The 23,506-nt window shown below is 56.3% G+C and carries 21 protein-coding genes; 6 read left to right on the forward strand and 15 right to left on the reverse strand.

What is annotated here, in order from left to right:
• Window positions 1-47 precede the first annotated feature (47 nt).
• Window positions 48-680: a RhiA family protein gene (locus tag IEY52_RS13405; RefSeq protein WP_189003208.1), complete on the forward strand. Its 633-nt coding sequence runs from the start codon at window positions 48-50 to the stop codon at window positions 678-680.
• Between the two features lie 77 nt (window positions 681-757).
• Here IEY52_RS13405 and IEY52_RS13410 read toward each other — a convergent pair whose 3' ends face one another.
• On the reverse strand, window positions 758-1,237 hold the full coding sequence (locus IEY52_RS13410; protein WP_189003209.1) for a hypothetical protein: 480 nt from the start codon (window positions 1,235-1,237) through the stop codon (window positions 758-760).
• Between the two features lie 149 nt (window positions 1,238-1,386).
• On the opposite strand from IEY52_RS13410, the gene IEY52_RS13415 reads away from it, so the two are divergent.
• Window positions 1,387-1,971, forward strand: a complete 585-nt coding sequence (locus tag IEY52_RS13415) for a nucleoside/nucleotide kinase family protein (RefSeq protein WP_189003210.1) — start codon at window positions 1,387-1,389, stop codon at window positions 1,969-1,971.
• Window positions 1,972-2,109: 138 nt separating this feature from the next.
• Here IEY52_RS13415 and trhA read toward each other — a convergent pair whose 3' ends face one another.
• From trhA to IEY52_RS13480, 13 genes are all read right to left on the reverse strand, one after another.
• Complete coding sequence (trhA, locus tag IEY52_RS13420) at window positions 2,110-2,763, reverse strand: PAQR family membrane homeostasis protein TrhA (RefSeq protein ID WP_189003211.1); 654 nt, start codon at window positions 2,761-2,763, stop codon at window positions 2,110-2,112.
• Window positions 2,764-3,054: 291 nt separating this feature from the next.
• Window positions 3,055-4,560 (reverse strand): CoA-acylating methylmalonate-semialdehyde dehydrogenase, encoded by a 1,506-nt coding sequence (locus tag IEY52_RS13425; protein ID WP_268239728.1) that lies wholly within the window; start codon window positions 4,558-4,560, stop codon window positions 3,055-3,057.
• A 21-nt stretch (window positions 4,561-4,581) separates the two neighbouring features.
• Window positions 4,582-5,910 carry an aminotransferase class III-fold pyridoxal phosphate-dependent enzyme gene (locus tag IEY52_RS13430; RefSeq protein WP_189003212.1) on the reverse strand — a complete coding sequence of 443 codons (1,329 nt, stop codon included), beginning with the start codon at window positions 5,908-5,910 and terminating at the stop codon, window positions 4,582-4,584.
• A 161-nt stretch (window positions 5,911-6,071) separates the two neighbouring features.
• Window positions 6,072-6,830, reverse strand: coding sequence for a PucR family transcriptional regulator (locus IEY52_RS13435; RefSeq protein WP_229684784.1), 759 nt, complete (start codon window positions 6,828-6,830; stop codon window positions 6,072-6,074).
• Window positions 6,830-8,077, reverse strand: coding sequence for a M20 family metallo-hydrolase (locus IEY52_RS13440; protein ID WP_189003213.1), 1,248 nt, complete (start codon window positions 8,075-8,077; stop codon window positions 6,830-6,832). Before IEY52_RS13440 ends, IEY52_RS13435 begins: the two co-directional genes overlap by 1 nt.
• Before the next feature lie 94 nt (window positions 8,078-8,171).
• The gene (locus IEY52_RS13445) at window positions 8,172-9,227 is read right to left on the reverse strand and encodes an ABC transporter substrate-binding protein (protein WP_189003214.1); all 1,056 of its coding nucleotides are present in this window, start codon (window positions 9,225-9,227) and stop codon (window positions 8,172-8,174) included.
• Window positions 9,228-9,300: 73 nt separating this feature from the next.
• Window positions 9,301-10,269 (reverse strand): ABC transporter permease, encoded by a 969-nt coding sequence (locus tag IEY52_RS13450; protein ID WP_229684785.1) that lies wholly within the window; start codon window positions 10,267-10,269, stop codon window positions 9,301-9,303.
• Window positions 10,248-11,114: an ABC transporter permease gene (locus tag IEY52_RS13455; RefSeq protein WP_229684786.1), complete on the reverse strand. Its 867-nt coding sequence runs from the start codon at window positions 11,112-11,114 to the stop codon at window positions 10,248-10,250. The genes IEY52_RS13450 and IEY52_RS13455 overlap by 22 nt, the downstream gene beginning before the upstream one ends.
• On the reverse strand, window positions 11,111-11,911 hold the full coding sequence (locus tag IEY52_RS13460; protein WP_229684787.1) for an ABC transporter ATP-binding protein: 801 nt from the start codon (window positions 11,909-11,911) through the stop codon (window positions 11,111-11,113). The genes IEY52_RS13455 and IEY52_RS13460 overlap by 4 nt, the downstream gene beginning before the upstream one ends.
• A 12-nt stretch (window positions 11,912-11,923) precedes the next feature.
• Window positions 11,924-13,306: a dihydropyrimidinase gene (gene hydA, locus IEY52_RS13465; protein WP_189003215.1), complete on the reverse strand. Its 1,383-nt coding sequence runs from the start codon at window positions 13,304-13,306 to the stop codon at window positions 11,924-11,926.
• A gap of 300 nt (window positions 13,307-13,606) precedes the next feature.
• The gene (gene preA, locus IEY52_RS13470) at window positions 13,607-14,986 is read right to left on the reverse strand and encodes an NAD-dependent dihydropyrimidine dehydrogenase subunit PreA (protein ID WP_189003216.1); all 1,380 of its coding nucleotides are present in this window, start codon (window positions 14,984-14,986) and stop codon (window positions 13,607-13,609) included.
• Window positions 14,979-16,301, reverse strand: a complete 1,323-nt coding sequence (locus IEY52_RS13475) for an NAD(P)-dependent oxidoreductase (protein ID WP_189003217.1) — start codon at window positions 16,299-16,301, stop codon at window positions 14,979-14,981. The genes preA and IEY52_RS13475 overlap by 8 nt, the downstream gene beginning before the upstream one ends.
• A gap of 515 nt (window positions 16,302-16,816) precedes the next feature.
• On the reverse strand, window positions 16,817-17,968 hold the full coding sequence (locus IEY52_RS13480; protein WP_189003218.1) for a GGDEF domain-containing protein: 1,152 nt from the start codon (window positions 17,966-17,968) through the stop codon (window positions 16,817-16,819).
• A gap of 258 nt (window positions 17,969-18,226) precedes the next feature.
• On the opposite strand from IEY52_RS13480, the gene IEY52_RS13485 reads away from it, so the two are divergent.
• Both IEY52_RS13485 and IEY52_RS13490 read left to right on the forward strand, forming a co-directional pair.
• Entirely contained in the window at window positions 18,227-19,687 is a 1,461-nt protein-coding gene (locus IEY52_RS13485) for a hypothetical protein (RefSeq protein WP_189003219.1), read from the forward strand.
• A 161-nt stretch (window positions 19,688-19,848) separates the two neighbouring features.
• Window positions 19,849-20,625 carry a hypothetical protein gene (locus tag IEY52_RS13490; protein ID WP_189003220.1) on the forward strand — a complete coding sequence of 259 codons (777 nt, stop codon included), beginning with the start codon at window positions 19,849-19,851 and terminating at the stop codon, window positions 20,623-20,625.
• Window positions 20,626-20,720: 95 nt separating this feature from the next.
• On the opposite strand, the gene IEY52_RS13495 is transcribed toward IEY52_RS13490, so the two are convergent.
• Entirely contained in the window at window positions 20,721-21,272 is a 552-nt protein-coding gene (locus tag IEY52_RS13495) for a flavodoxin family protein (RefSeq protein WP_189003221.1), read from the reverse strand.
• A gap of 306 nt (window positions 21,273-21,578) precedes the next feature.
• On the opposite strand from IEY52_RS13495, the gene IEY52_RS13500 reads away from it, so the two are divergent.
• Together IEY52_RS13500 and IEY52_RS13505 are read left to right on the forward strand one after the other, a co-directional pair.
• Window positions 21,579-23,021 (forward strand): glycoside hydrolase family 32 protein, encoded by a 1,443-nt coding sequence (locus IEY52_RS13500; RefSeq protein ID WP_189003222.1) that lies wholly within the window; start codon window positions 21,579-21,581, stop codon window positions 23,019-23,021.
• Window positions 23,018-23,506, forward strand: a complete 489-nt coding sequence (locus tag IEY52_RS13505) for a GNAT family N-acetyltransferase (protein ID WP_189003223.1) — start codon at window positions 23,018-23,020, stop codon at window positions 23,504-23,506. Before IEY52_RS13500 ends, IEY52_RS13505 begins: the two co-directional genes overlap by 4 nt.

A 23,506-nucleotide genomic window follows, 5' to 3' on the forward strand; every position in this document is an offset into this window, starting at 1 on the left:
TTCCAGACTTCAAAAAAATGCTGGTCCAGGGGTGATCGGGGGAAGACATGGATTACCAATTGCAGATCAACAACAACACCCAACAGCCTGGCAGTTTCGTGATTTTTCAGACCACCCGCGCTCCCGGACCTTACAGTGTGGCCTGGCAGAGCAAATATACCTACCCCAGCACCACCCTGACCTTCAAATGGACGGCAAATTATGACTTCATCTGGTCCAGCACCGCACAATTGACCCCTGGTGTGGTGTTTCAGGCTGCTCAGGCGATTTCTGCCACCCCACAGACCAACAGGATCACCCTCTCTTACGATCTGGGGCACCATGCGTTTTACTTCCAGAACCAGACCGAGGGCACCCAGGCAGGGACTTTTCAGATCCAGGTGGACAGCAGCGTTCCAGTGAATGCGGTCGCTGTGGGCATTGGCATGGACAGCAAGCCAACTTTTGCCATTGGTGGTCAACCCAACATGAATTTTCAGTTTGAAATTCCACCTGCCAACACCTACTGGGTGGCCTTCACCAGCGGAACCGAACAGGGTGAAGTGCTGGACAGAGAGACCCTGAATCCTGTGGAAGTGGTTTTCCCCATCAATGTGGATTCCATGACCGTGACCCTCAATCCAGACCTGACCTGGAAGGTGGTGCCCAACCACCTGCTCAAAGCCACTGAAGAAGGCTGAAAAGGGTGTTGTTGTTTCATCGAAAAAACTTCAAAAAGAGGGCCACAGGCCCTCTCTCTGTTCTGATTTGCTGGGTTTTACTCTGACTTTTCCTCCACCTGATTTTCGGGAGAGGTGTCATCCCTGTGGCGGTCATCGGTGAAGGTGTCTGCAGCCGTGTCGTCATTTCTGAAGTAAGGGCTGGGTCTGCGCTCAAATTCATCGCCAGCAATGGCAGGATCATCGGACTTCTGCCACTGGTAATCGTCTTTGCCTTCATCCAGATCAAAAGGTGTGTCGATCTGGTCTGCGGGTTCAGATTCGCTGTTCACGATGGAAGCCACGGCATTGGCGGTGATGCTCTCCTCGGAGTCGGTGATGTCTGAAATGTCATTGGCCTCATCGTTTTTCTCCACGCCTCCAAAATCAATGGTGGCATCCATCTGCTCGTCATCGGCCTGCAATGTGGGATCCACCTCGTCTCCAGAAATGGTGAAGTGTTCTGCCACTTTGGGATCCAATTGGTCTTCCCAGTTGTCATCGGACCCCGGATTGTCATTGCGTTGATCATCCGCCATAAAAGCCTCCTTGTGGCCCTCATGGTCGCGGAAAATCTGCGGCAGATCAGCAAAGAAAGCTACATTGAAGGTTGATGGGCAGATCAGAGGACACGTGCACTGGTCATTGTGTGGATTGCTGGCTTCCTGTGGCCGGATATGCTGTCTGGATGTTGTTGCTGATCACCGGAGCCAGTTGCGTGGGCAAGACCACGGTTCGCCAGTTGCTTCAGGATGTTCTGAAACCCCAGGTGGAAGCAGTGGAACTCACCACCCTCACCCCCTATCCCCGGGACATCACCCTGACCTGGAGGCATCAGGCCATTGAAACCGTTGTGCAGCATGCCCTGAAGTTGCAGCAGGAAGGGAAACACCTTTTGCTGGCTGGAGATCCCGTGCCTCCAGGAGAGTTGCTGGCGGTGCCTTCAGCAGAGCACCTGGAAGGCATCCGGGTGCTCTTGCTGGATGTTCAGGAAGAAGCCCACCTGCAGCGACTGGAACGCAGACAGGACGATCCCCGGTTCTGGCCCAATCATCTTGCTGTCGCAGCGTGGTTCAGAGCACATGTGAGGGATCCGCAACACCTGCAGGCGGTCATCCTTCAGGGGGCCTGGGAAGCAATGCACTGGGAACGCTGGGAACACTGGACAAAGGGGCATCCAGCGTGGCAGTTTGATGTGCTGGACACCTCCCATCTGAACGCTGAGCAGGTGGCAGCGCAGGCCCTGCTCTGGTGCAGAAAGCAACTGGGGTAAACAGCAGACCCTACTGCGTTGATCCGTGAAATGGAAGGATTTGGTTGAATCCTTCCATTTCAAAAAACACCCTTCAGTGCTCAAACCTCTTGTTCTTCTGTCAAAGGCTCCAATACAGCAGGACGGTGCCCCGGATGCTCAGGCAGACATTGCGGCTCTGGTCAGGTAAAACATGGCTGTGGCATGGCTGGCCGTTCCCGCCAGCACGAACAAATGCCAGATTTCATGGTAGCCAAACACGCCAGGAATGGGATTGAAGCGTTTGGTGCCATAAACCACTGCACCCAGGGAATAAAAAATTCCGCCCAGTGCAATCCAGATCACAGGAGGCCAGGAGTAGACATGCAGCAGTTGAGGCACCAGCAACACACTGCCCCAGCCCATCAGCAGGTACAGTCCGGTGGACACCCAGCGGTGAATGTTGAGGGTCACCAGTTTCAGGATCACCCCTGCCAGAGCGATGCTCCACACCCCAATCAGGGTCCATTTGGCCCAGACAGGAGGGAGGGCAAAGTAGGCCACAGGCGTATAGCTGCCCGCAATCAGCAGAAAGATGGCACTGTGGTCCAGTTTGGTCAGCCATTGCAGCACAGCGTCTCTGGCCCGCACAGAGTGCAGGGTGGCACTGGCCAGGTACAGCAAAATCATGCTGATGCCATACACCAGAAAAGGCCACCAGTGAACCCCACCACGAAAAGCAAAAATGCACAACAGCACCGTGAGGACCACGGCCATGACCGCCCCAAACCAGTGGGTCAGGGCGTTGATGGGTTCACGCAGGAGCTTGATCATGTCTCAGCATAACCTTGAACCAGGTGTAAAAAGTGTGAGGTTTTTCTCTGGGCAAGACCTTGGTGGTTCCATTCAGCGGCATTCTCAAACAGAGCATCACACCCACCACCCGATTCACATGAACCCCATCAACCCACACCTCCGACACAAAATCCAACCCACTGCTGGTGCAGCCCTCCAATTGTGGAGGGCTGCTTTGTGTTCGATGTTTTGTGTTCGATGTTTTGTGTTCGATGTGTTTTGTGTTCGATGTGTTTTGTGCAGGGTCTGTCTTCCAAGTGCCGGTTTTTCTCAACGGGTTTGTGGAAAACCCAGATCCACTTTGGACGTGCTGGGATCGGGCCAGCGGCTGGTCACCACCTTGGTGCGGGTGAAGAACTTGATGCCATCTGGACCGTACATGTGGGTGTCACCAAACAGGCTGGCCTTCCATCCTCCAAAGCTGTAATAGGCCACAGGCACAGGAATGGGCACATTCACACCGACCATGCCAGCGTTGCACTCAAACTGGAATTTGCGTGCAGCCCCACCATCACGGGTGAAAATGGCTGTTCCGTTGCCATAAGGGTTGTCGTTGATCAGGCCCAGACCCTCTTCATAGGTGTCTGCACGGACCACACAGAGCACCGGACCGAAAATCTCGTCTTTGTAGCAGGCCATGTCAGAAGTCACATGGTCAATCAGGCTGACCCCCAGGAAGAAACCGTTTCCTGGAACCTCGGTTTTGCGGCCATCCACCACCAGGGTTGCGCCCTGATCTGCTGCCCCTGCAATGTAAGAAGCCACTTTGTCGCGGTGTTCTCTGGTGATCAGGGGTCCCATTTCGTTCTGGGGATCGTTGCCGGGACCGACTTTGAGTTTTGGGAGGCGTTCGGAGATGGCCTCGATGAGTTGATCGCCCACCCCGCCCACAGCCACCACCACTGAAATGGCCATGCAGCGCTCTCCAGCAGACCCATAAGCTGCAGAAACTGCAGCATCTGCAGCCATGTTCACATCGGCATCGGGAAGCACCAGCATGTGGTTCTTGGCTCCACCCAGGGCCTGCACCCGCTTCCCATGCTTCGTTCCAGTTTCATAGACGTACTGGGCAATCGGGGTGGACCCCACGAAACTCACCGCTGCAATGTCCTTGTGGGACAGCAGGTGGTCCACAGCCAGTTTGTCTCCATGGATCACGTTGAACACCCCATCAGGGAGTCCAGCCTGTTTGAGCAGGTCAGCCATAAAAAGGCTGGCACTGGGATCCTTCTCGCTGGGTTTCAGGATGAAGGTGTTTCCACACCCGATGGCATTGGCAAACATCCACATCGGAACCATCGCAGGAAAGTTGAAAGGGGTGATTCCAGCCACCACACCCAGGGGCTGAGGAATCGAGTAAACGTCCACACCTGTGGAAGCCTGCTCACTGTAATTGCCTTTGAGGAGGTTGGGGATGCCGCAGGCAAATTCCACGTTTTCCAGACCTCTGGCAATCTCTCCCAAAGCGTCGCTGGTGACCTTGCCGTGCTCTGCAGTCAGCAGTCTGGCCAGTTCCAGACGGTTGCGGTCCACCAGATCCCGGAATTTGAACAGGATGTCTGCCCGTTTGGAAAGCGGGGTGTTCCTCCAGGTCTTGAAGGCCTGTTTTGCCACTTCAATGACATGGTCGAGTTCTTCGGTGCTGGCAAAATCCACATGGGCCTGCACTTCTCCAGTGGCTGGATTGAACACATTGCCGTGCCTGCCGCTGGTGCTGGGGGTGATGGATCCGTTGACCCAGTGGCTGATGCGTTTGATGTCCTGCGAAATGGTCATTGTGGTTACCTCGTTTTGGAGTCAATCTGCTGCAGGTGCCTTGATCAGGTCATCCACCAGGGCCAGGGCTTCTTCGTACACGTCCAGACCCTTGTCCAGGTCCTCCTGGCTGATCACCAGAGGGGGGCACACCCACACCATGTTGAACCGCACAAAAGCGTAGATGTACTTGCTCTTCAGGTAAGCGGCCAGTTTCTGCATTTCTGGGGAGCTGCCGTTGAAGGGGGCCAGAGGCTCCCTGGTTTCCTTGTTTCTGACCAGTTCGATCACACTGAAAAGCCCGATGTAACGCACATCTCCAACGCAATCGAATTTGGCTTTCATGGCTTCCAGGCGCTGGCCCAGGTGGTGTCCGAGGCTGTTCACATTGTCAAAAATGCGTTCTTCCTCGTAAACATCCAGGTTGGCAATGGCAGCAGCGCAACTGACCGGGTGGCTGGAGTAGGTCAGGCCACCCCAGAGCATGGTGTTCTCGAAGTGCTGGGCGATTTTTTCAGACACGATCACGGCCCCCAGAGGCATGTACCCGGAGGTCAGGCCCTTGGCACAGGTCACGATGTCGGGCTGGATGCCGTAATGCTGGGTCGCCAGGTAGGTTCCGGTGCGTCCGAACCCGCTCATCACCTCATCGTCGATGAGCAAGATGCCGTACTTGTCGCACAGGGCACGCAGTTTAGGGTAGTAATCGTCCGGGGGAACCAGCAGGCCGTTGCTGCCTGTGATGCCCTCCACCAGAATGGCGGCAATGGTGTGGGGGCCTTCCATCTGGATGATCTCCTCGATGTGGCTCACGCACTCCCGGTGGCACCAGTCGGGCTGCTTGCCAAAAGGACAGCGGTAACAGTAAGGATCAAAAGCCCGCACCACACCCGGGATTCCAGGTTCCACAGCCCAGCGTCTGGGATCTCCCGAAGCCGTCATGGACCCCATGGTGGCCCCGTGGTAACTGCGGTACCGGGTGATGATCTTGTCCCGTCCGGTGTACAGGCGGGCGATCTTGATGGCGTTCTCGTTGGCTTCACTGCCCCCGAGCGTGAAGAAGCTCTTGGCAAGGCCCGTCACTTCTGCAAGGCGCTTCCCGAGTTCCCCTCTGGGCTTGCTGGCAAAGGCAGGTGCAGCGAAACACAGTTCATCCACCTGCTTCTTGATGGCTTCCAGCACTTTGGGATGCTGGTGCCCCACATTGATGTTGATCAGCTGCGAACTGAAATCCAGCCAGTGGTTGCCGTCCCCATCGAAGAAATATGCGCCTTTTCCTCCTGCAATGTGGATGGGGTTGGCCTGGCTCTGCACCGACCAGGAGAACAGGGTGTAATCGCGGTTCTGCTGGATGACTTCTTTGCTGTCCATTTACGCCTCCTGTCGTGCCGAGGGCTGAGCGCCGAGGGCCGAGAGCAACCAGGGCCAAGCCTGTCTTGTTTGAGACCTTCAAAATGCTGTTGAAACAACGGGATGCACCAGAGCACACAACGCGGATCTGGAAGCACGACGGGAATGGGATTTCCTTGCCCCTATAGTATTTTTTTGTTTTCCTGCCTCACAAGAGACACAGTGTCAAAATTGGAGGGTTCCAGCACCAGGATTTCCAGGGCCACCTGCAAATAAAGCTGGCGTTTTGCAGAATCCAGATCACCCAGCATGCCCCTGAGTTGTTCCAGACGGTAGTAAATGGTTTGCCTTCGGACCCCCAGGATGCGGGCCGCTTCTGCAATGTTGAACTGGTGGTTCAGCAGGGTTTGCAAAGTGCTCAAAAGTGAGCTTCTGGGACGGCTGGGAAGGCTCAGGATCGGTCCCAGCTGGTCTGCCAGAAACTGGGTGTGCCTGCCGGTTTCCACCAACGCTTCAATGATGGGGTTTCCTCCCAATGCCAGTTCGGTGTGGGGTTGCAGGATCCTCTGGTGGGCTGCGCGGGTGAGGTCGGCATAGCGTACCTCCTCCCGGAACACCATCAGGGGAAAGTCATAGAGTCGGGCGGCAGACAGGATTTCAGGCGGCACTTCCTTCATCCACTGCACCAGTTCGATGATCAGGCCATGTGCTCCCCCCTGCGCCAGCGAAGTGATGAAATTTGCCTGTTCCTGGGGCTTTGCACGGGCCAGTTCCACTCCAGTGGTCAGCAGAAGCTCTCCACCCGACAGAAAACGCTGGGCATCCAGCATCTCTGTGACGTGCACCCAGGTCACCACCTGAGACAACTGGCTGAACCCACACAGCACTTCTGCTTTGCGAAACGCTGGAAGGTTCAGGATTTCCTGCAGGGTGGGGAGCATCAGATCCCCCCTGCCCTCTCTCTCTCCAGCACCCACCCCATGGCTTTGTCGGTCAGTTTCCCCAGGGCCGTCACGCTCATCTCAAGGTGTTCTTCCAGGGTGTCCTCAATTTTGTTGTGGCTGATGCCCCTCAGGCTCTGCACGAACAGCATCACCGTGGGTATTCCTGCTCTGGCCACCTCTGCAGCATCATGAAGCGGTCCAGAAGGCAGACGGTGCACCACACCAGCCGTTTCCTCAATGCTCTGGGCGCAGGCCTCAATCAGATCAGGATGAAAGGGAATGGGTTCGATGTCCCACAAATACCCGAATTCCACACCCACATTTCCTTCTTCAGCAAAGCGTTTTGCAGCGTCCTGGGCTTCCTGCCACATGGCCGCCAGATGGTTTTCGTCCAGGTGACGCTGGTCCAGGGTGATGGTGCATTCCTCCACCACCGAGGTGACAATGCCGGGTTTGGTGGTGCAGCTTCCGATGGTGCACACCCCGTTGTGACGGGCTGCAATCCCGTAGATTTCCTGGCTCATTTTTCCTGCAGCCAGAAAGGCATCTTTGCGCACGTTCATGGGGGTGGAACCCGAGTGGGCTGCCTGACCTTTAAACGTGATGGTGTGACGCTCCACACCCACCGTTCCCAGCACGGCTCCCAGAGGAAGCTGCATGCCTTCCAGCACAGGACCCTGCTCGATGTGGAGTTCCAGATAAGCAGCAATGTTGTTCTGGCCCTCTTTGGCTTTCGGGGCATCAGAAAGGGAAATCCCAACGTTCTTCAGGGCATCTTCCAGTGAAATGCCATCCCGGTCCCGGAGTTTACGCATGTTCTCGAGGTCAAAATACCCGGAAAAGGCACTTGAGCCGTACAGGCTGCGGCCAAACCGTGCCCCTTCTTCATCTGCCCAGTCCACCAGTTTGAGGGTGATGTCCGGGGTTCCCCGGCTCTGTATGTCCCTCATGACTTCCAGACCGGCCAGCACATTCAGGCAGCCATCCAGCCAGCCCCCATTGGGCACCGAATCCAGATGTCCTCCGATCACCAGGGTGGTGTCGCTTTTGCCTTGCAAGGTGGCCCACAGGTTGCCTGCAGCATCCGTCTCATAAGGAATGCCCAGAGCATCCAGTTTGTCCTTTAAAAAGGCCCGTGCCATCAGCCACTTCTCGGTGAAAGCCACCCGCTGGGCACCGTTTTCATCCCCGGTCAGTTCACGCAGGGCTTTGAGTTCTTCTACGGTTCGGGTTGGGGTCAGCATGGCCTCACCTTTCTGGAAGGGCGAGGCATGCCTCGCCCCTACACATTTTGAATTCAACGTAGGGGCGAGGCATGCCTCGCCCGAAAGGATGAACTTACTTCGCCTTCTTGCCAGTGGCTGCTTCCCAGACGCTGTAATCCACAGTGGCTGCGGCTGGAGCGGATTTCAGGATGCCCAGGTCACGCAGCAGTTTGACGTTGCTGGCGTAGGCTTTGGGGTCCAGCAGCCCGGCGTTCCCTTTGAGGGTTGCGCCAGCGTTGTAGAGTTTGGCCACTTCGGACATCTGCCAGGTCTGGTGGGCACGGGCATCTGCGCGGGTGCCGGAGCCTTTGCAGGTGTTGCCACAGAGGGGCAGCACGATGCTGACAGCTTCTTTCTGGTTTTTGACGGCGTAATCCCAGCCTTTGAGGGAAGCCCGGACCAGTTTGGCAGCAATTTCTTTGCCGCTCATGCCGCTGTTTTTGAAGTTCTTGTCGTTCAGGACTTTTTCGCTGGTGAACATCAGGTCTTCCAGCAGATTGATGCCGTAATCGCTGGCCTTGAACACCTTGATTTTGTCCATGCTGTACCCGAGGCCCACAATCTGGTCCACTTCGTTGTAGGTCATGGCAGACACCAGGTCCACCTTGTCGGGGAACACGATGCTGGGGTCAAAGGGGTAAGTGACGGCCTGCACGTCTGGACGGGCCACGCTGGAATCCAGGCTGCTGCTCATCTTGTATTTTTTCAGCAGGGCCACGGCGGGATATTCGTTTCCGCTGGGCCACACCCCGATGCGTTTGCCCTTGAAGTCTGCGGGTTTGTTGATGCCGCTGCTCTTGAGGGACACCAGTGTAAAGCCCGACTTCTGGAAGATCTGGGCGATGTGCACCACAGGAAGCCCGTTCTGGCGTGCAGTCAAAAGGTCGGTGATCCAGGTGGTCCCAAAGTCTGAGGTTCCGGTCACCACGGTCTGGATGGGGCTCTGGTCTCCGATGGGCAGGAATTGCACGTCCAGCCCCTCGGCTTCAAAATAGCCTTTTTCCTTGGCCACAAAAAAACCTGCGAACTGGGCCTGGGGGAACCATTTGAGCTGCAGTTTGACGGGCACGAGGTCTTTTGCGCTGGCAGCGCCTCCGAGCAGAAGTCCAATCAATACGAGTTTCTTCATACTTCCTCCTGGGTGGTGCGGGTCTGTACAACTGGGGAAAATGCAACAGGGAAACCGTAAAACTCCGTGGGGCTCAACTGCGGTAACTGGCGTGCCAGCCGGTGAATTTCTTCTCCAGGGCACCGATGAGGGAAAAGAACAGAATGCCGATGACTGAGGCTACCACAATGGCAGCCCACACGATGTCGAAATTGAAGCGTCCGGCTTCAATCTGAATGCGGAAACCCAGCCCATTGCCCGTGGTTCCGAAGAATTCGGCCACAATGGCGCTGATCAGGGAAAGTGTGGTGGAGATCTTGAGGGCGTTGAAGAAGTAAGGCAGGGCCGTGGGCACCCGCACGTCAAAAAAGACCCGCATGGGGCTTGCGGCGTAAGAGTGCATCAGGTCGAGGTGCAGTGGGCTGGCGCTTTGCAGACCCCGCACCACATTGACAATGATCGGGAAAATCACGGTCACAGCAACAACTGCTGCCTTGGAGGGCCATTCCAGTCCGATGGCTTTGACCATGACGGGAGCGAGGGCCACAATGGGGATGCTGGAAAAAATGCTGGCGTAAGGCAACACGCCCAGCTCCAGAAACTTGAAGCGGGCCACCAGCGTGGAAGACAGCACCCCGATCACCACGCCAGCCACAAAACCGATCAAGGCCTCAAGAACGAAGGTGTAAAAGACATCGAGCATCAGGACTTCGCGGGCATTGTACAGGGCGACCATCACCCGGCCCGGCGTGGGGATCAGTCCGGCTGGAACCTGATTGACCCTGAGCAGCGCCTCCACAAACAGCACGGTCACAGTAAACAGCAGTGCAGCAGGAAGGAAATCCTTCCTGAGCCTCGCAACAAAACCCACACCAGCAAGGCCTGCCACCAGACACACCCAGATCAGGGCCAGCAGGAGGGGTTTCTGGGGCACTCCGTTTTGCTGACTCAGGCTGTAAGACACCCAGAACAGCACCGCATGCGCCAGCAGCACCACAACCCAGGCAACCCAGGTGCGGCTTGATGCAGGACGGTTTTCCTTCATGACCGCGTGGCTCGCCATGGCGCGACCATCCTTTCCAGCACGTTGATCAGGGCCACCAGCACGATGCCCAGCAACGCTCCATAAAACATGATCACCCACAGGGCGATGGTGTCACTGGCACGGGAATTCTCGGCCAGCATCTTGCCAATGCCAGAGAAGCTGATGGTGCTGATTTCGGCCACGATGCTGCCCACCATGGCTGCTGTGGACGCCACTTTCAAAGCCGTGAACAGAAAAGGCACCGAGGCTGGAAACCTCAGCAAAGTGAACACCTGCACCGGGGAGGCATTGTAGGTTTTCATCAGGTCCAGTTGCAGGGGGTCCGGGCTTTTCAGGCCCTTGCTGACCCCCACCACAATGGGAAAAAAGGCAATATAGGCGGCGATCAGGGCTTTGGGGAACCAGCCCTGCACCCCGTACTGCCCCAGAATCACGGCCAGCATGGGGGCAATGGCAATGATTGGGATGGTCTGGGAAGCGACCAGCCAGGGCAAAACTGCCCGTTCAAAACTGCCACTTAAAACCAGCAGGATCGCCAGCAAGAGGCCCACAGCAGAAGCCAGGGCCAATCCCACAATGGCCTCCCCAAGCGTGACCAGAGCATTGTAAGGGGCCGCTGTGGGGGCCAGAGGGGGAATGGTCAGGCTCTTGATGCCCTCTCCCAGTTGGGCCGGAGCAGGAATCACCGGATTTCTGAGCACATATACGCACTCTGATACGGTCTTGCACCCGATGTCTGCGCCTGTGTCCAGAGAACGCTGGGCCACGGGAGTATTGGCCCAGACCATCAGAGGGTAATACAACAGCACAATGATCAACGCCACCAGCAGCAGAGGAAAAAATCTCTGCAGGGGGGTGCTCATGCGTGGCCTTTTCTCAAAAGTTCCCGGATCTCCGTGGCGACTTCAAAAAACCTGGGGTGCTCTCTGGATTCGGCGGTTCTGGGCTGGGGCAAATCCACATTCACAATGCCCTCAATTTTGCCGGGCCGGGCGGTCATGACCACCACGCGGGTGGACAGGAACACCGCCTCGCTGATGCTGTGGGTCACGAAAATCACGGTCTTGCCGGTTTCCCGCCAGAGCCGCAGCAGTTCCATGTTGAGGTTCTCTCTGGTGATCTCGTCCAGGGCACCGAAAGGTTCATCCATGAAGAGGAGCGGAGGATCAAAAGCCAGCGCACGGGCAATGCTCACGCGCTGCTGCATCCCCCCAGAAAGCTGAAACGGATAATTCTTCTCGAATTTCTCCAGGCCCACCAGTTTCAGCATCTCACGGGCTTTTTCCAGCCGGTTTTCTCTGGAGAAGCCCATCACCTCCAAAGGAAGCATCACGTTCTTGAGCACGCTGCGCCAGTCCATCAGGGCCGGAGCCTGAAAAACATACCCATAAGCCCGCGATTCTCTGGCTTTGGTGGGGGTCATGCCTTTGATGGAGATGTTTCCGGAGGTGGGGCTCTGCAGATCTGCCAGGATCCTGAGCAAGGTGGTCTTGCCACACCCGGAAGGCCCGATCAGGCTGATGAACTCACCAGGCTGGATGTCCAGGTTGGCTCCCTGCAAAGCAATGGTCTCGGTGTCCTGGGTGCGAAAGACCATGGTCACATCCCGCACACTGACCAGCGGAGCAGAGGGGTGGTTTGTTGGGTTGCTTGCGGTCACGTTTTACCTGCCTCAGAAATGAGAGGGTTTGCGCTTCAGGAATTGCCCCCTTGCAGGGTCTCCCACGAACTTGCCGTCTTTCACTGCAATCTGGCCCCGAACCGTCACGGTTTCGGGTTTGCCGTCAATCTCCCAGCCTTCAAAGCCGTTGTAATTGTTGTTCACGGTCTGGGTTTTCACGCTGATGGTGCCCCGGTACTGGGGGTCGTAAATCACCAGATCGGCGTCGCTGCCCACAGCAATGGTGCCCTTTCTGGGGAACAGCCCGAAGAGTTTGGCGGCCCTGGTACTGGCTGCGTCCACAAAACGGTGGATGTCCAGGTTGCCCCGGCTCACCCCGTAGGTGTACAGCAGGTTCACCCGGTCCTCGATGGCCGGAATGCCGTTGGGAATCTTGGTGAAGTCTCCCCTGCCCATGTCTTTTTGCTCGATGTCAAAAGGACAGTGGTCGGTGCCCACCGTATCGATGAAACCCTGCTCCAGAGCTGCCCACAGGGCTTTCTGGTTGCTCTTTTCACGCAGGGGTGGAGACATCACGTATTTTGCACCCTCGAAATCAGCCCTCTCTGCAAAAGTCTTGTCCAGCAGGAAGTGCGGGATCACCGACTCGATGTAGAGGGGCACCCCTTTGGATTTGGCTGCCATTGCCCGATTCAGAGCGGCCTCGCAGGACAGGTGCACGATGTAACCTGTGGCCCCCGTCATCTCCACAAAAGTGGCAAAACGGTTGGTGCCTTCAGCCTCCACCTGCACCGGACGGCTTTTCTCGTGGTACTCGGGGCCGGTTTTTCCTTCAGAGAGCAGTTTCTGCTGCAATTGGGACACCAGTTCTGCATTCTCACAGTGGGCGGTGACGATCACACCCAGTTTCTTCGCCAGGGTCAGGACCTGATACAGCTCGCCATCCTCCACCCCGAAAAAGTTCTTGTAGGACAGGAACACCTTGAAAGAGCTGATTCCGTCTTCGACAATCTCCTTCAGTTGCTGCTCTATGGTGTCATCGAATTTGGAGATGCCCATGTGGAAGGTGAAATCACAGGCACTGTGCCCCTCTGCACGGGATTTCCACAGGTTGTAAGCCTCCAGATGGTCATCGTTGCGGTTCGGGCAGCACATCTCGATGAAAGTGGTGGTCCCGCCGATGAGGGCCGCCTGACTTCCGGTGGTGTGGGTGTCCCTGGCAAAAGTGCCCATGAAAGGCAGGTAGATGTGCACATGGGGATCAATGAACCCCGGAAAAATGTATTTCCCGGTGGCATCAATGACCTCCAGATCCTCGTCGTCCATCTCCAGGTCCAGACCAATCTGGGTGATGGTCTCGTCCTGAATCAGGATGTCAGCCTGATAGCGGGTGTCTGCGGTGATGATTTCGCCGTTCTTGATCAGCAGTGGCATGGCACGAACATCCTTTCATTCGAAACTGATGACTTTGCTTCCCATCTCACCTGAAAAATCCAGCACTTGACCTCTCTGTCCTGTGAACGATTCCATCTTAACCAGAATGTCCCGGGTGATCCTGAGGTTCCTGGGGAAGGGCGAGGCACGCTGTCTTGTGCTGTACGAGGGACCGCCTACTGGTCCCTCAGCCCGCCTCGCCCCTACATCTGCCTTCTGCCTTCTGCCTTCTGCCTTCTGCCTTCTGCCTTCTGCTTTTCGCCCTCGGCGCTCGGCCCTCAGCCCTCGGCGCGCGCAGCGCTAATGAATGTCAATCCCCACATCCTTGCGGTACTCCTCCATCACGGCCCATTCGGTTCCAACTTCGGGTTTGGCAGTGGTCAGTTCGCCCCAGGTCACGGATTCCCGGCCTGATGGGACACTGACCATTTCGATGCAGTTGTCCACGGGGCAGACGTTGTAGCAGAGGGCACATCCAACGCAGTCTTCTTCCCGGACTTTGGGGGTGGGGCGGGTGACGGCCACCTGTTTGCCGTTCACGCGGGGGTCGTAACCGGGGGCAACAACGGCTCCATCGGGTGCAATCAGGTCGATGCACTGGTGGGCAGTGTCGTTGCAGGCCACATAGCAGAGGTTGCACTGAATGCATTTGTCGGTGTCGATGCGTGCCACAGCCTGATAGGCAAGGTCCAGATCGTTGAATTTGGAGACCTGGGGCAGGCTCTGTCCAGCCACGTCGTAGATGGTGGCGAAGCCCTTTTCGTCCATCCAGTTGGACAGGCCCTCGATCATGTCTTCCACGATGCGGAAACCGTAGTGCATCACGGCGGTGCAGACCTGCAGGCTGGTGGCTCCCAGCAGCAGGAATTCTGCAGCGTCCCGCCAGTTGCTGATGCCCCCGATGCCTGAAATGGGCACCCCAGAGCGCAGCACGTTGGGATCAGTCATCAGTTCGGTCAGCAGATTGAGGGCAATGGGTTTGACGGCTGGACCTGCGTAACCTCCGTGGGTGCCCCTGCCCCCGATGCTGGGGGTGATCTGCAGGGTGTCCAGGTCCACTTTCATCACACTGTTGATGGTGTTGATCAGGCTGAGGGCGTGGGCTCCTCCGGCCAGTGCTGCGTGTGCAGGCTCGATGATGTGGGTGATGTTGGGGGTGAGTTTCACAATCACAGGCAGGCGGGTCATGCTGGTGACCCAGGCGGTGTTCAGCTGGCAGAGTTCCGGGACCTGCCCCACGGCAGCACCCATCCCGCGTTCACTCATGCCCTGCGGACAGCCGTAGTTCAGCTCGATGCCGTCTGCTCCGGTGTCCTCGATTTTCATGATGATGTCCTGCCAGGCTTTGGGATCGGCTTCCACCATGGCAGAGACAATCACAGCACGGTCCGGCCACAGGCGTTTGACCTCTGCAATTTCGCGCAGGTTCACTTCCAGTGGGCGATCCGAAATGAGTTCCACGTTGTTGATGGCCATCAGACGCTGGCCCCCAATGCTCAGCCCTCCATAGCGGTTACTGATGTTCAGAACGGGTGCCCCGATGGTTTTCCAGACGGCCCCTCCCCAGCCTGCTTCAAAGGCTTTGTTGACCTGATACCCGGAGTTGCTTGGGGGTGCAGAGGCCAGCCAGAAGGGATTCGGAGAACGAATGCCTGCAAAGTTGATGCTCAGGTCAGCCATGGGCGACTTCCTTTCTGATGCTCAGCGCCTCATGAATGGAGGCAGCTGCTATTTTCCCATCCTGCACAGCCATCACCGTGGATGCGGTGCCTTTTGCACGGATGCAGTCCCCGCCTGCGTAAACATTGGGGATGCTGGTCTGCAGGGAATCATCGGTTTTGATGTAGCCTTTGTCCAGCTCCAGGCCCAGCGTCACCGCCAGAGCAGGTTTTTCCTGTCCGATGGCCTTGATCACCTGATCACAGGGCATCACGAATTCAGAACCGGGAACGGCCCTGGGGGCAGCACGGCCAGAGGCGTCGGGTTCGGTGAGTTCCATTTTCACGCATTCCAGACCGACCACACGTGCATCTTCGGTGATGACCCGCACAGGCTGGGTGAGGAAGCTGTACTGGATGCCTTCTTTGAGGGCGAAGTGGTACTCGTGCTCGTAGGCGGTCATTTCGCTTTCGGTGCGGCGGTAGACCATGGTCACGTCTGCCCCGGCGCGTCTGGCGATGGTGGCGGCGTCAATGGCGGTGTTCCCTGCCCCGATCACCACCACGTTGTCTCCGACCTGCAGGTGCTCCAGATCGATTTTGCTGTCCTCAATGAATTTCAGGCCGTCCTGCAGGTATTCCTCTCCGGGAATGCCCATGGCTGGCACAGCCCCCAGTCCCACCGACAGGAACACTGCATCAAACTGACCCAGCAGGGCATCGAACTGTTCTTTTGAATCAATGCTGTGCCCGGTCTGCACCTGCACCCCGAGCTTCTGCACCGATTCCACTTCTTTGAGGGAGACTTCCACGGGTTCACGCAGCACGATGATGCCATAAGTGGACAGACCGCCTGCCAGTTCCCGTTTCTCAAAAAGGGTCACAGCATACCCGAGTTTGGCCAGTTCTGCACTGCAGGACAGCCCTGCTGGGCCTGATCCAATCACGGCCACTTTCATGCCATTGGAAGCACCGGGCTGGAACACCTCGATGCCCCGCTCCTGCACGTGGTCCACAGCGTAACGCTGCAACCGACCAATGGCGATGGGTTTGTGGTCCTTGCCCAGCACGCAGGCCCCTTCGCAGAGCTCCTGCACCGGACACACCCGGCCACAGGTGCCCCCCAGAAAGTTGGATTCCAGAATGGTTCTGGCACTCCCACGCAAATTGCCAGAAGCAATTTTCTTGATGAAGGTGGGAATGTCGATGTGGGTGGGGCAGGCATGGATGCAGGGTGCATCGTAACAGTACAGGCAGCGGTTCGCTTCGGTCAGCGCCTCATGCTGGGTGAGGGAAGGATAAGACTCCTGAAAGCCGGAAGATGGATCTTTATGCATCAAACACAACCTCTCCGACCTGCCCCAATGGAAGCACTGGACACCTCCAGGAACAGGTCTGACCGCGAATCTGGTTTTTTTGGGAGTGGTTCGTGCCCTCACTGGAGCCGACTTAACCTATGGCAGTCATTATAAGTTTGTGATTTAGACACTGTCAAGCAAATTTCAGAATCTGAAATCTTATTTTTTCCGTGCAATATTTTGTCTTTTGGGATTTCTGAAAACTTTTTGACATTGTGTCCAAAAAAGTTTGAAGAATAAAAATGCATGACACTCCAGAGACACCCACAAGGTCTCAGGAAAAAGGGCCAATCCACTGCCAGAACCAGATCCAGCATTCCAGCAGTCTTTCAGGGCGAAAAGTCAGGTACCTCTAGCTTATTCCAAGCGGGTCATGGGTGCAATTGGAGGGGAGAAGCCGAGAGCCCAGAGCCCAGAGCCCAGAGCCCAGAGCCCAGAGCGTAAGGTGCTCAATCCAAAACCAGGTGTCAACCAAAAGCGTTGGCTTTGGCTTTTCAGACCTGCCCTCGGCCCTCGGCCCTCGGCTCTCGGCCTTCCGAATCTCCACCCTCCCGCACCAATACCTCCACCTTCGGAACCTGCCCCTTGTGACACACCCCTTCAGACTGGATCTGGTTGCGGCCCTGCGCTTTGGCGTGATAGAGGAGTTCATCGGCCAGTTCCATCACGGCCTGCAGGGTGGTGAGGGGATGCAGAACCACCAGACCCCCACTGACCGTAACCTGCCGGGGCACCGGATACAGGTGGCTTTCGATGGTCAGGCGGATGCGTTCGGCTATGCTTTCGGCCTGGTTGCCCATGGTGTTTCTGAGGACCACCAGAAACTCCTCACCTCCCATGCGGTAAATGCGGTCATATGCGCGGGTGGCACTTTTCAGGAGGGCAGCGCTTTGCTTCAACACCTCATCTCCCATGCTGTGACCATAGGTGTCATTGACCTTTTTGAAGTGGTCCAGGTCCAGCACCAGAAAAGCGTCTCCAGCTTCAAAGAGGGGTCTGTCCAGCTCGAACTGCCTGCGGTTGAGGAGTCCGGTGAGGGGGTCCATCAGGGATTCTTTCTGCAGGTGCTCGGTGGCCTGCAGGTACTTCATGCGGGAACGCACGATGCGGGCGGCCCCCCAGAACCCCAGCACGTTGGCAACGTAATACCAGGGAAAAGCCCAGAGGAACAGGTTTTGTTCTGCCGGGGTGGCTCCGGCAACCCCCAGACCACTGACCAGAAAAGCCAGCAACGGGGCTTGCCGGTAAGCACGGGCAGGCACCACATCGGTCTTGAAGGACAGGCGGATCAGGGCCACCGTCATCAGGCTGAGGCCAATGGAGGTCATGACAGGCAGAATGGGCTGGTCTGCAAAAAACACAGCACGGACCATCAGCAGGGGAAAGGTGGCCAGCAGACCATAACTGAGGCCATACCTGAGGGTGACCAGCAGCAGGGGCACCAGACGCAGGTCAATCAGGCTGTGCTGGGTGTCAATGCCGTGGTACATCAGCAAAATGGAGCCAGTGGACGCAAATGCCGTGCGAAACAACAGCACAGAAACGCGCTTCTCGGGCCGCCAGTCGGTGTAGGTCAGGCTGAGCAGGTAGCCCAGCGCAATCACCATGCAGATGTTGATGAACAGCGAATCCAGAACGGAAAGCATTCCCCCTCCTTTCCCCTCAAAACAACAGGCAGCACCCCAGGACCACACCACAGCGCAGCAGTGAGGTCAGTCTAAGTTCCTGGTTCAAACAGAATTCTGAAAGCTGTGTTGCAGGGCACATTCGCAGCAAAGACCCCATCAGACAGCCCCAGAACTGGCAACCATGCTGCAATCACGGCCTTCCTTTTATCCTGAAAACATCCAGGGCAGCACTGCACCATTCATACGTTCTGCTGGCCTTGCAAGGAGATTTCATCCATGTTTCAGCACCTCAAAACCTCAAAAAAACCATCCATCCGAATCCTGTCCCTCCTGGTTTCCTGTGGCCTGATGGGGCCTGCTCTGGCTGCAAACCCCATCCCTGAACCGCTCATTGCAGAATGGCTGTCTGGTGAAGCCTATCCAGCAGAGTACTTTGACATTGCCAGCACAGATTTCAGAAAAGCCAGCACCGGAGCCTCCCGCCTGCTGATTCGCAAAGACGGCACCTATGAGCGGGCCGAACTGCGCACCGGGGCCACTCCCGGATACTTTGGCAGCCTGCTGATCGCCTGTGAGACCATCGATCTGGTCTGGGAAAAAGGCACCGCATCTGTCAAAGGCAACCAGATCCTGCTGCATCCCACCAGCAGCAAAAGCAAAACTGGAGCCACCCCTTTCCAGCACAACAACGGTTGCATGGTGTTTGCAGGCATTGAGAGCACCCGCACCCCCGCAGACCGCACCCTGCAATACACCGTGCAGGGAGGCAGCCTGAGACTCACCTCGGGAGAAACCACCTCCAACTTCAACACCCGTGCTCCTGCAGTCCAGAACACAACCCAGAACACGGCTCAAAACAGCACCCAGAGCAAACTTTCTGCACAACTGCAAGGCGAATGGTACAGCGGCACCATCTCTCCGATGGAGTATTACAACTCCGTCACAGGGCTGTGGACCCATGCCAGTGGCACCAGCACCCTGCTCAAAATGAATGCAGATGGCAGTTACACAAAGACGGGCCTGCTGGTGATCACCACTTTTTCCTGCACCTCCAAAGTCTTTGTGCAGGAGGAGGGGAAAGTCGTGGAGTCCGGGGAAAAACTCACCTTCACCCCCAGCAAGAGCCTGTCTCAGGGGTACACCTGCAGTCCGTCCAACAGCTATGAGCAGCGCGACACCGCCAAACCCAGCACGGTCACCTTCAGCCTTGAGAACCCGGGGAGTGCAAAAACCGTCCTCAGTCTGGGGAATGAAAACGGCGTGACCCGTTTCAACCGCTCTGAAACCTCTGCACCCACCAATGGCACAGCCAACACAGGCAACACCTCCAATTCTGCGCCGCTTAGCCAGAACGCCCAGGCCACAAAAACCGAGGTCAAACCCCAGATCAAACCCATCCGCACCGATGGCAGCGGCAACTGGAAAGCCATCCTGAGGGCAGGCAGTGAATCCATGGAAGTCACCTTGACCCTGGATGAAGATGACCGGGGCCTGGCAGGCACCATCTTCATGGGCAACGATTACGTGGGTTATGTTCGCGGAGACCGCAACACTGGCACCCTGCAACTGGTCCTGAACGATGACGATGAAACCACCTTCAATGCCACCGGCACCTTCGAGCAGCACCCTGAAAACCTGAGGTACCCCATTGACCGCTTTTTCGGGGAATTCTCTGCCACCAATCTGAGTGGAGAACAGCTGGGCACTGGAACCCTGGAATTGCTGCGCCCTGAGTGATCCCAGCAAGACCTGCTCCCGAAAAACCAGAACCCTGTGAACCCTCTGATGCAATCTCTACACAGCCTTCAAAAGACGTGTAGAGATTTTGTAGATGTCTCGCTGTCAAGCTGAACACAACCAAGACAGCACGGACAAATCGGGCTGTTCGGAGGAAAACCATGCATGCAAAAATGTTCACCCTGACCGTCCTTTCCATCTTCGCCCTCAGTGCCTGCAGCGTGCAGGTGCCTGAAGAACTGAAAATCCGGCCCCAGGTGGCCGTGGTCAAAACCGATCACCTGACCTGGGCCAGCGATCTGCTGACCCGCATCACCTCTGCCAACACCGATTACGTGCACGGCACACCCAATGTGACCTGGTATGACGCCAATGTGGCAGGAAGCGTCACCCAGAGCTACACCGATTGCAGTGGGCTTTTTGGAGAACTGCTGAAAAAGGCCTACAACGCAGACCTGAAAACCTGGTTCGGCAAGAGCCGTCCCACTGCAGCAGATGTCTTCAACACCATTGATGCCCAGACCCACTTCCTGAAGGTGGGCAAGGCCACCGACCTGCAGGCCGGAGATGTCATCGCCATGAAATACCTGGACCCTGATGCCACCGCCACCGGGCACGTGATGGTGGTTGCAGCAGCCCCCACCCTGTTCCAGAACGCAGACCAGACCAATCCCCTGCCCAACCCCTCCGAACTCAGCAATTACGAGGAGTACCTGGTGAAGGTGATTGATTCTTCCAGCGCTTACCACGGCACCCAGGACACCCGTTACAACAGCACCAGCAAGACCGCCTATCCCGGTGCAGGCAGCGGTTACTTTCGCCTGTATGCCAGCAAGACCGACAAGAGCATTCTGGGTTACACCTGGAGCAACTCCAAGAACTCTGATTTTTACGGTCCCAGCGTGCGGCCATTGCTGGTGGGACGGGTGATGCTTTAAAAGCGATCAGCAGTCAGCATAAACACTGACTTTGAACCAGAAAACCAGAGCCGGATTTCCCCGCTCTGGTTTTTCTGTTCTGTGGCTGGAAAACTTTATCCCTGTCTGTGAAAAAACGCCTGGGCCTGCTCAAGTGCAGCAGTGTCCCTCTGCACATCTCCCGGTCTGGACCCCCATCCGATCAATGCGCCCTGATACTGCATCTTCATGTACTCCGCAGAAAGCCTGAGGGATTCGGTGAGGGGCTCCACCTCTTCTTTTTTTCCAGTGTGGGTGGTGATGGCGTACAGTTTCTTCCCGGTCATGCGGTCCCGAAAATGGACATCGGGGAGGCGCAGCCAGGCACTCCATTCGTCCAGGTAGCGTTTGGCGAGGGTGGGCAGGCTGTACCAGTACAGGGGAGCCACAACCACCAGATCCGTGGCCTCTAAAGTGGCGTCCAGCAGCACTTTGGCATGGCCTTCTGGCGCAGGATAGCTCTGGCCGTTGTGCCTGAGGTCTTCAAAGGATGGGAGGGGATGGTCTGCCAGATGCAGCCAGGTCTGCTTTACTCCTGCAGGAAGGTGTGCTGCAGCAGCACGGGCCAGTTGCTCTGAGTTGCCGTCTTTTCTGGAACTGGCCAGCAAAAAAAGGGAATGGGGTTGCAAAATGGTCCTCTTTCCAGACTTTGCAAGATGGAATGCAGTAGGTCTAGCTGAAATCTTATGCAATCCTGCAGGGGCAACAGTAAAAAATGAACGCTGTTCCAGAAGGAGAACAAAGTCCAGTTCTGGAATGGGTTTTATGCACCTCCTGCCTCAGCTGAAGGATCAAGTTCACTGCTTTGTTGCTGAAGTGGAATCCTTTAAAATGAAGGCACATCAACCCCATCCACCATTCCTTCAGGCTTGATCCACAGCCTCTCCCGTTTTGATCTCCTTTGATCTTGAAAATGTGATCTCGAAAGGACCCCCATGACCCAGCATCCTTCTTTCCGAGAGCCTTTCCGACCCCAATTTCATTACTCTCCTGCCCGGAACTGGATCAATGACCCCAACGGATTGTTTTTTTACCAGGGGGAATACCACATTTTTTACCAGTACAACCCTTTCGGGAATGAATGGGGGAACATGAGCTGGGGACACGCCATTTCCAGAGACATGGTGCACTGGGAGGAACTTCCTGTGGCCATTGAAGACGATGGCGATGTGATGATCTTCTCTGGAAGTGCCGTGGTGGACCACCAGAACACTTCGGGTTTTGGAAGTGATGATTCTGGGGCAGAAAACCCTCCCCTGGTCGCCATATACACCGGACACCAGCGGGTCGGATACAACCAGTCCCAGTATCTGGCGTATTCATTGGACAGAGGACGCACCTGGACCAAATATGGCAAACGGGTGCTGGACGTGGGCATGACCGCTTTCCGGGACCCCAAAGTGTTCTGGCACGACGCAAGCCAGCAGTGGATCATGGTGCTGGCCCTTCCAGACGATCACAAAGCTGCTTTTTATGGCTCTTCTGACCTGAAGAACTGGACTTTGCTCAGCCATTTTGGGCCTGCAGGCCACACCGGGGGCATCTGGGAGGTTCCGGAGCTCTTTGAACTGCCCACACCAGAGGGAGACACCCGCTGGGTGCTGAAACTGGACCTCAACCCAGGAGGACCGCATGGCGGGTCTGGATGCCAGTACTGGGTGGGTCATTTCGATGGCACCACATTTGAGGCGCAGCAGGAGGCCAGATGGGTGGACCATGGCAAGGACTTCTACGCTGCCCTCAGTTTCTCCAACCTGGAGGGGCGCAGAATCTGGCTGGCCTGGATGAACAACTGGGAGTACTCCAGAGACATCCCCAGAGAGGTCTTCAACGGGCACATGTCCATTCCCAGGGTGCTGTCTTTGCAACGGGATGCAGAAGGACTGGCCCTGGTTCAGACCCCCATCCCTGAACTGGAAGTGTTGAGGGGTGAGCCCACCGTCCTGTCTGCCCTTCCCCTGACAGAACAGGCCACCCTGCTTCACCAGACCCAGCAAACCACATTGGAAATCGAGCTGGAACTGGAAATGCTGGATGCTGCAGAAACCGGCCTGAAATTTGTTTTTGGAGGTCAGGAAGAAGTGACCCTGATCTGGCAAAAAGACACCTCTGAACTGCTTCTGCAACGCAACAGCAAAACCGAAGCAGCAGGATTCAATGGTGCTCATACAGCAGTTTTAAACGCAACCAAAGAAACCCTGAACCTGCGCATTTTTCTGGACTGGTCTTCCATCGAGGTCTTTGCAGAAGGTGGCAAAACCGTGATCTCGGATCTGGTTTATCCATCGTCCCATGACCTGAAAATCAGCGGGTTGGCACAATCTGGTTCAGCCCAGATTCGGCATTTCAAACTCTGGCCCCTCAGGGCTTACCGATGACCGAACAGGAAACCCCTAAACTCCTGTTGCGTGATGTCACTTCAGCAGATCTGGAGGTGTTTTTCGAGCACCAGAAAGACCCTGAAGCCCGCCAAATGGCCGCTTTCACCCGTCCAGATCCTGAAAACCGGACGGCCTTTGACCAGCACTGGCAGCGCATTTTGAACAACCCGGAAAATGAAATTCAGACCATCGAGCATGACGGTCTGGTGGTCGGGCAACTGGGGTCTTTTTTGATGGAGGGCGAAAGGGAAATCACATACTGGCTGGACCGTACCCACTGGGGAAAAAATCTGGCAACACTGGCCTTGCACCTGTACCTGCAAAAGCAGCACGTGCGACCTCTTTTTGCACGTGCTGCTTTTGACAATGTGGGTTCCAGGCGGGTGCTGGAAAAATGCGGGTTTCAGGTGGTCGGTGAAGACCTGGGATTTTCAGAGGCCAGAGATCAAGAAACCAGAGAATTGATCTTCAGGCTGGATTGA

The sequence above is a fragment of the Deinococcus roseus genome, from assembly GCF_014646895.1.
Classification (GTDB): Bacteria; Deinococcota; Deinococci; order Deinococcales; family Deinococcaceae; genus Deinococcus_C; species Deinococcus_C roseus.

What these genes read in the sequence shown, in the direction of transcription:
- IEY52_RS13435 (WP_229684784.1), bottom strand. Translation starts at nt 6,830, where the DNA reads ATGCTCCCCACCCTGCAGGAAATCCTGAACCTTCCAGCGTTTCGCAAA.
- IEY52_RS13445 (WP_189003214.1), bottom strand. Translation starts at nt 9,227, where the DNA reads ATGAAGAAACTCGTATTGATTGGACTTCTGCTCGGAGGCGCTGCCAGC.
- IEY52_RS13430 (WP_189003212.1), bottom strand. Translation starts at nt 5,910, where the DNA reads ATGGACAGCAAAGAAGTCATCCAGCAGAACCGCGATTACACCCTGTTC.
- IEY52_RS13455 (WP_229684786.1), bottom strand. Translation starts at nt 11,114, where the DNA reads ATGAGCACCCCCCTGCAGAGATTTTTTCCTCTGCTGCTGGTGGCGTTG.
- hydA (WP_189003215.1), bottom strand. Translation starts at nt 13,306, where the DNA reads ATGCCACTGCTGATCAAGAACGGCGAAATCATCACCGCAGACACCCGC.
- IEY52_RS13505 (WP_189003223.1), top strand. Translation starts at nt 23,018, where the DNA reads ATGACCGAACAGGAAACCCCTAAACTCCTGTTGCGTGATGTCACTTCA.
- IEY52_RS13480 (WP_189003218.1), bottom strand. Translation starts at nt 17,968, where the DNA reads ATGCTTTCCGTTCTGGATTCGCTGTTCATCAACATCTGCATGGTGATT.
- preA (WP_189003216.1), bottom strand. Translation starts at nt 14,986, where the DNA reads ATGGCTGACCTGAGCATCAACTTTGCAGGCATTCGTTCTCCGAATCCC.
- trhA (WP_189003211.1), bottom strand. Translation starts at nt 2,763, where the DNA reads ATGATCAAGCTCCTGCGTGAACCCATCAACGCCCTGACCCACTGGTTT.
- IEY52_RS13410 (WP_189003209.1), bottom strand. Translation starts at nt 1,237, where the DNA reads ATGGCGGATGATCAACGCAATGACAATCCGGGGTCCGATGACAACTGG.
- IEY52_RS13475 (WP_189003217.1), bottom strand. Translation starts at nt 16,301, where the DNA reads ATGCATAAAGATCCATCTTCCGGCTTTCAGGAGTCTTATCCTTCCCTC.
- IEY52_RS13490 (WP_189003220.1), top strand. Translation starts at nt 19,849, where the DNA reads ATGCATGCAAAAATGTTCACCCTGACCGTCCTTTCCATCTTCGCCCTC.
- IEY52_RS13415 (WP_189003210.1), top strand. Translation starts at nt 1,387, where the DNA reads ATGTTGTTGCTGATCACCGGAGCCAGTTGCGTGGGCAAGACCACGGTT.
- IEY52_RS13450 (WP_229684785.1), bottom strand. Translation starts at nt 10,269, where the DNA reads ATGGCGAGCCACGCGGTCATGAAGGAAAACCGTCCTGCATCAAGCCGC.
- IEY52_RS13405 (WP_189003208.1), top strand. Translation starts at nt 48, where the DNA reads ATGGATTACCAATTGCAGATCAACAACAACACCCAACAGCCTGGCAGT.
- IEY52_RS13500 (WP_189003222.1), top strand. Translation starts at nt 21,579, where the DNA reads ATGACCCAGCATCCTTCTTTCCGAGAGCCTTTCCGACCCCAATTTCAT.
- IEY52_RS13425 (WP_268239728.1), bottom strand. Translation starts at nt 4,560, where the DNA reads ATGACCATTTCGCAGGACATCAAACGCATCAGCCACTGGGTCAACGGA.
- IEY52_RS13485 (WP_189003219.1), top strand. Translation starts at nt 18,227, where the DNA reads ATGTTTCAGCACCTCAAAACCTCAAAAAAACCATCCATCCGAATCCTG.
- IEY52_RS13440 (WP_189003213.1), bottom strand. Translation starts at nt 8,077, where the DNA reads ATGCTGACCCCAACCCGAACCGTAGAAGAACTCAAAGCCCTGCGTGAA.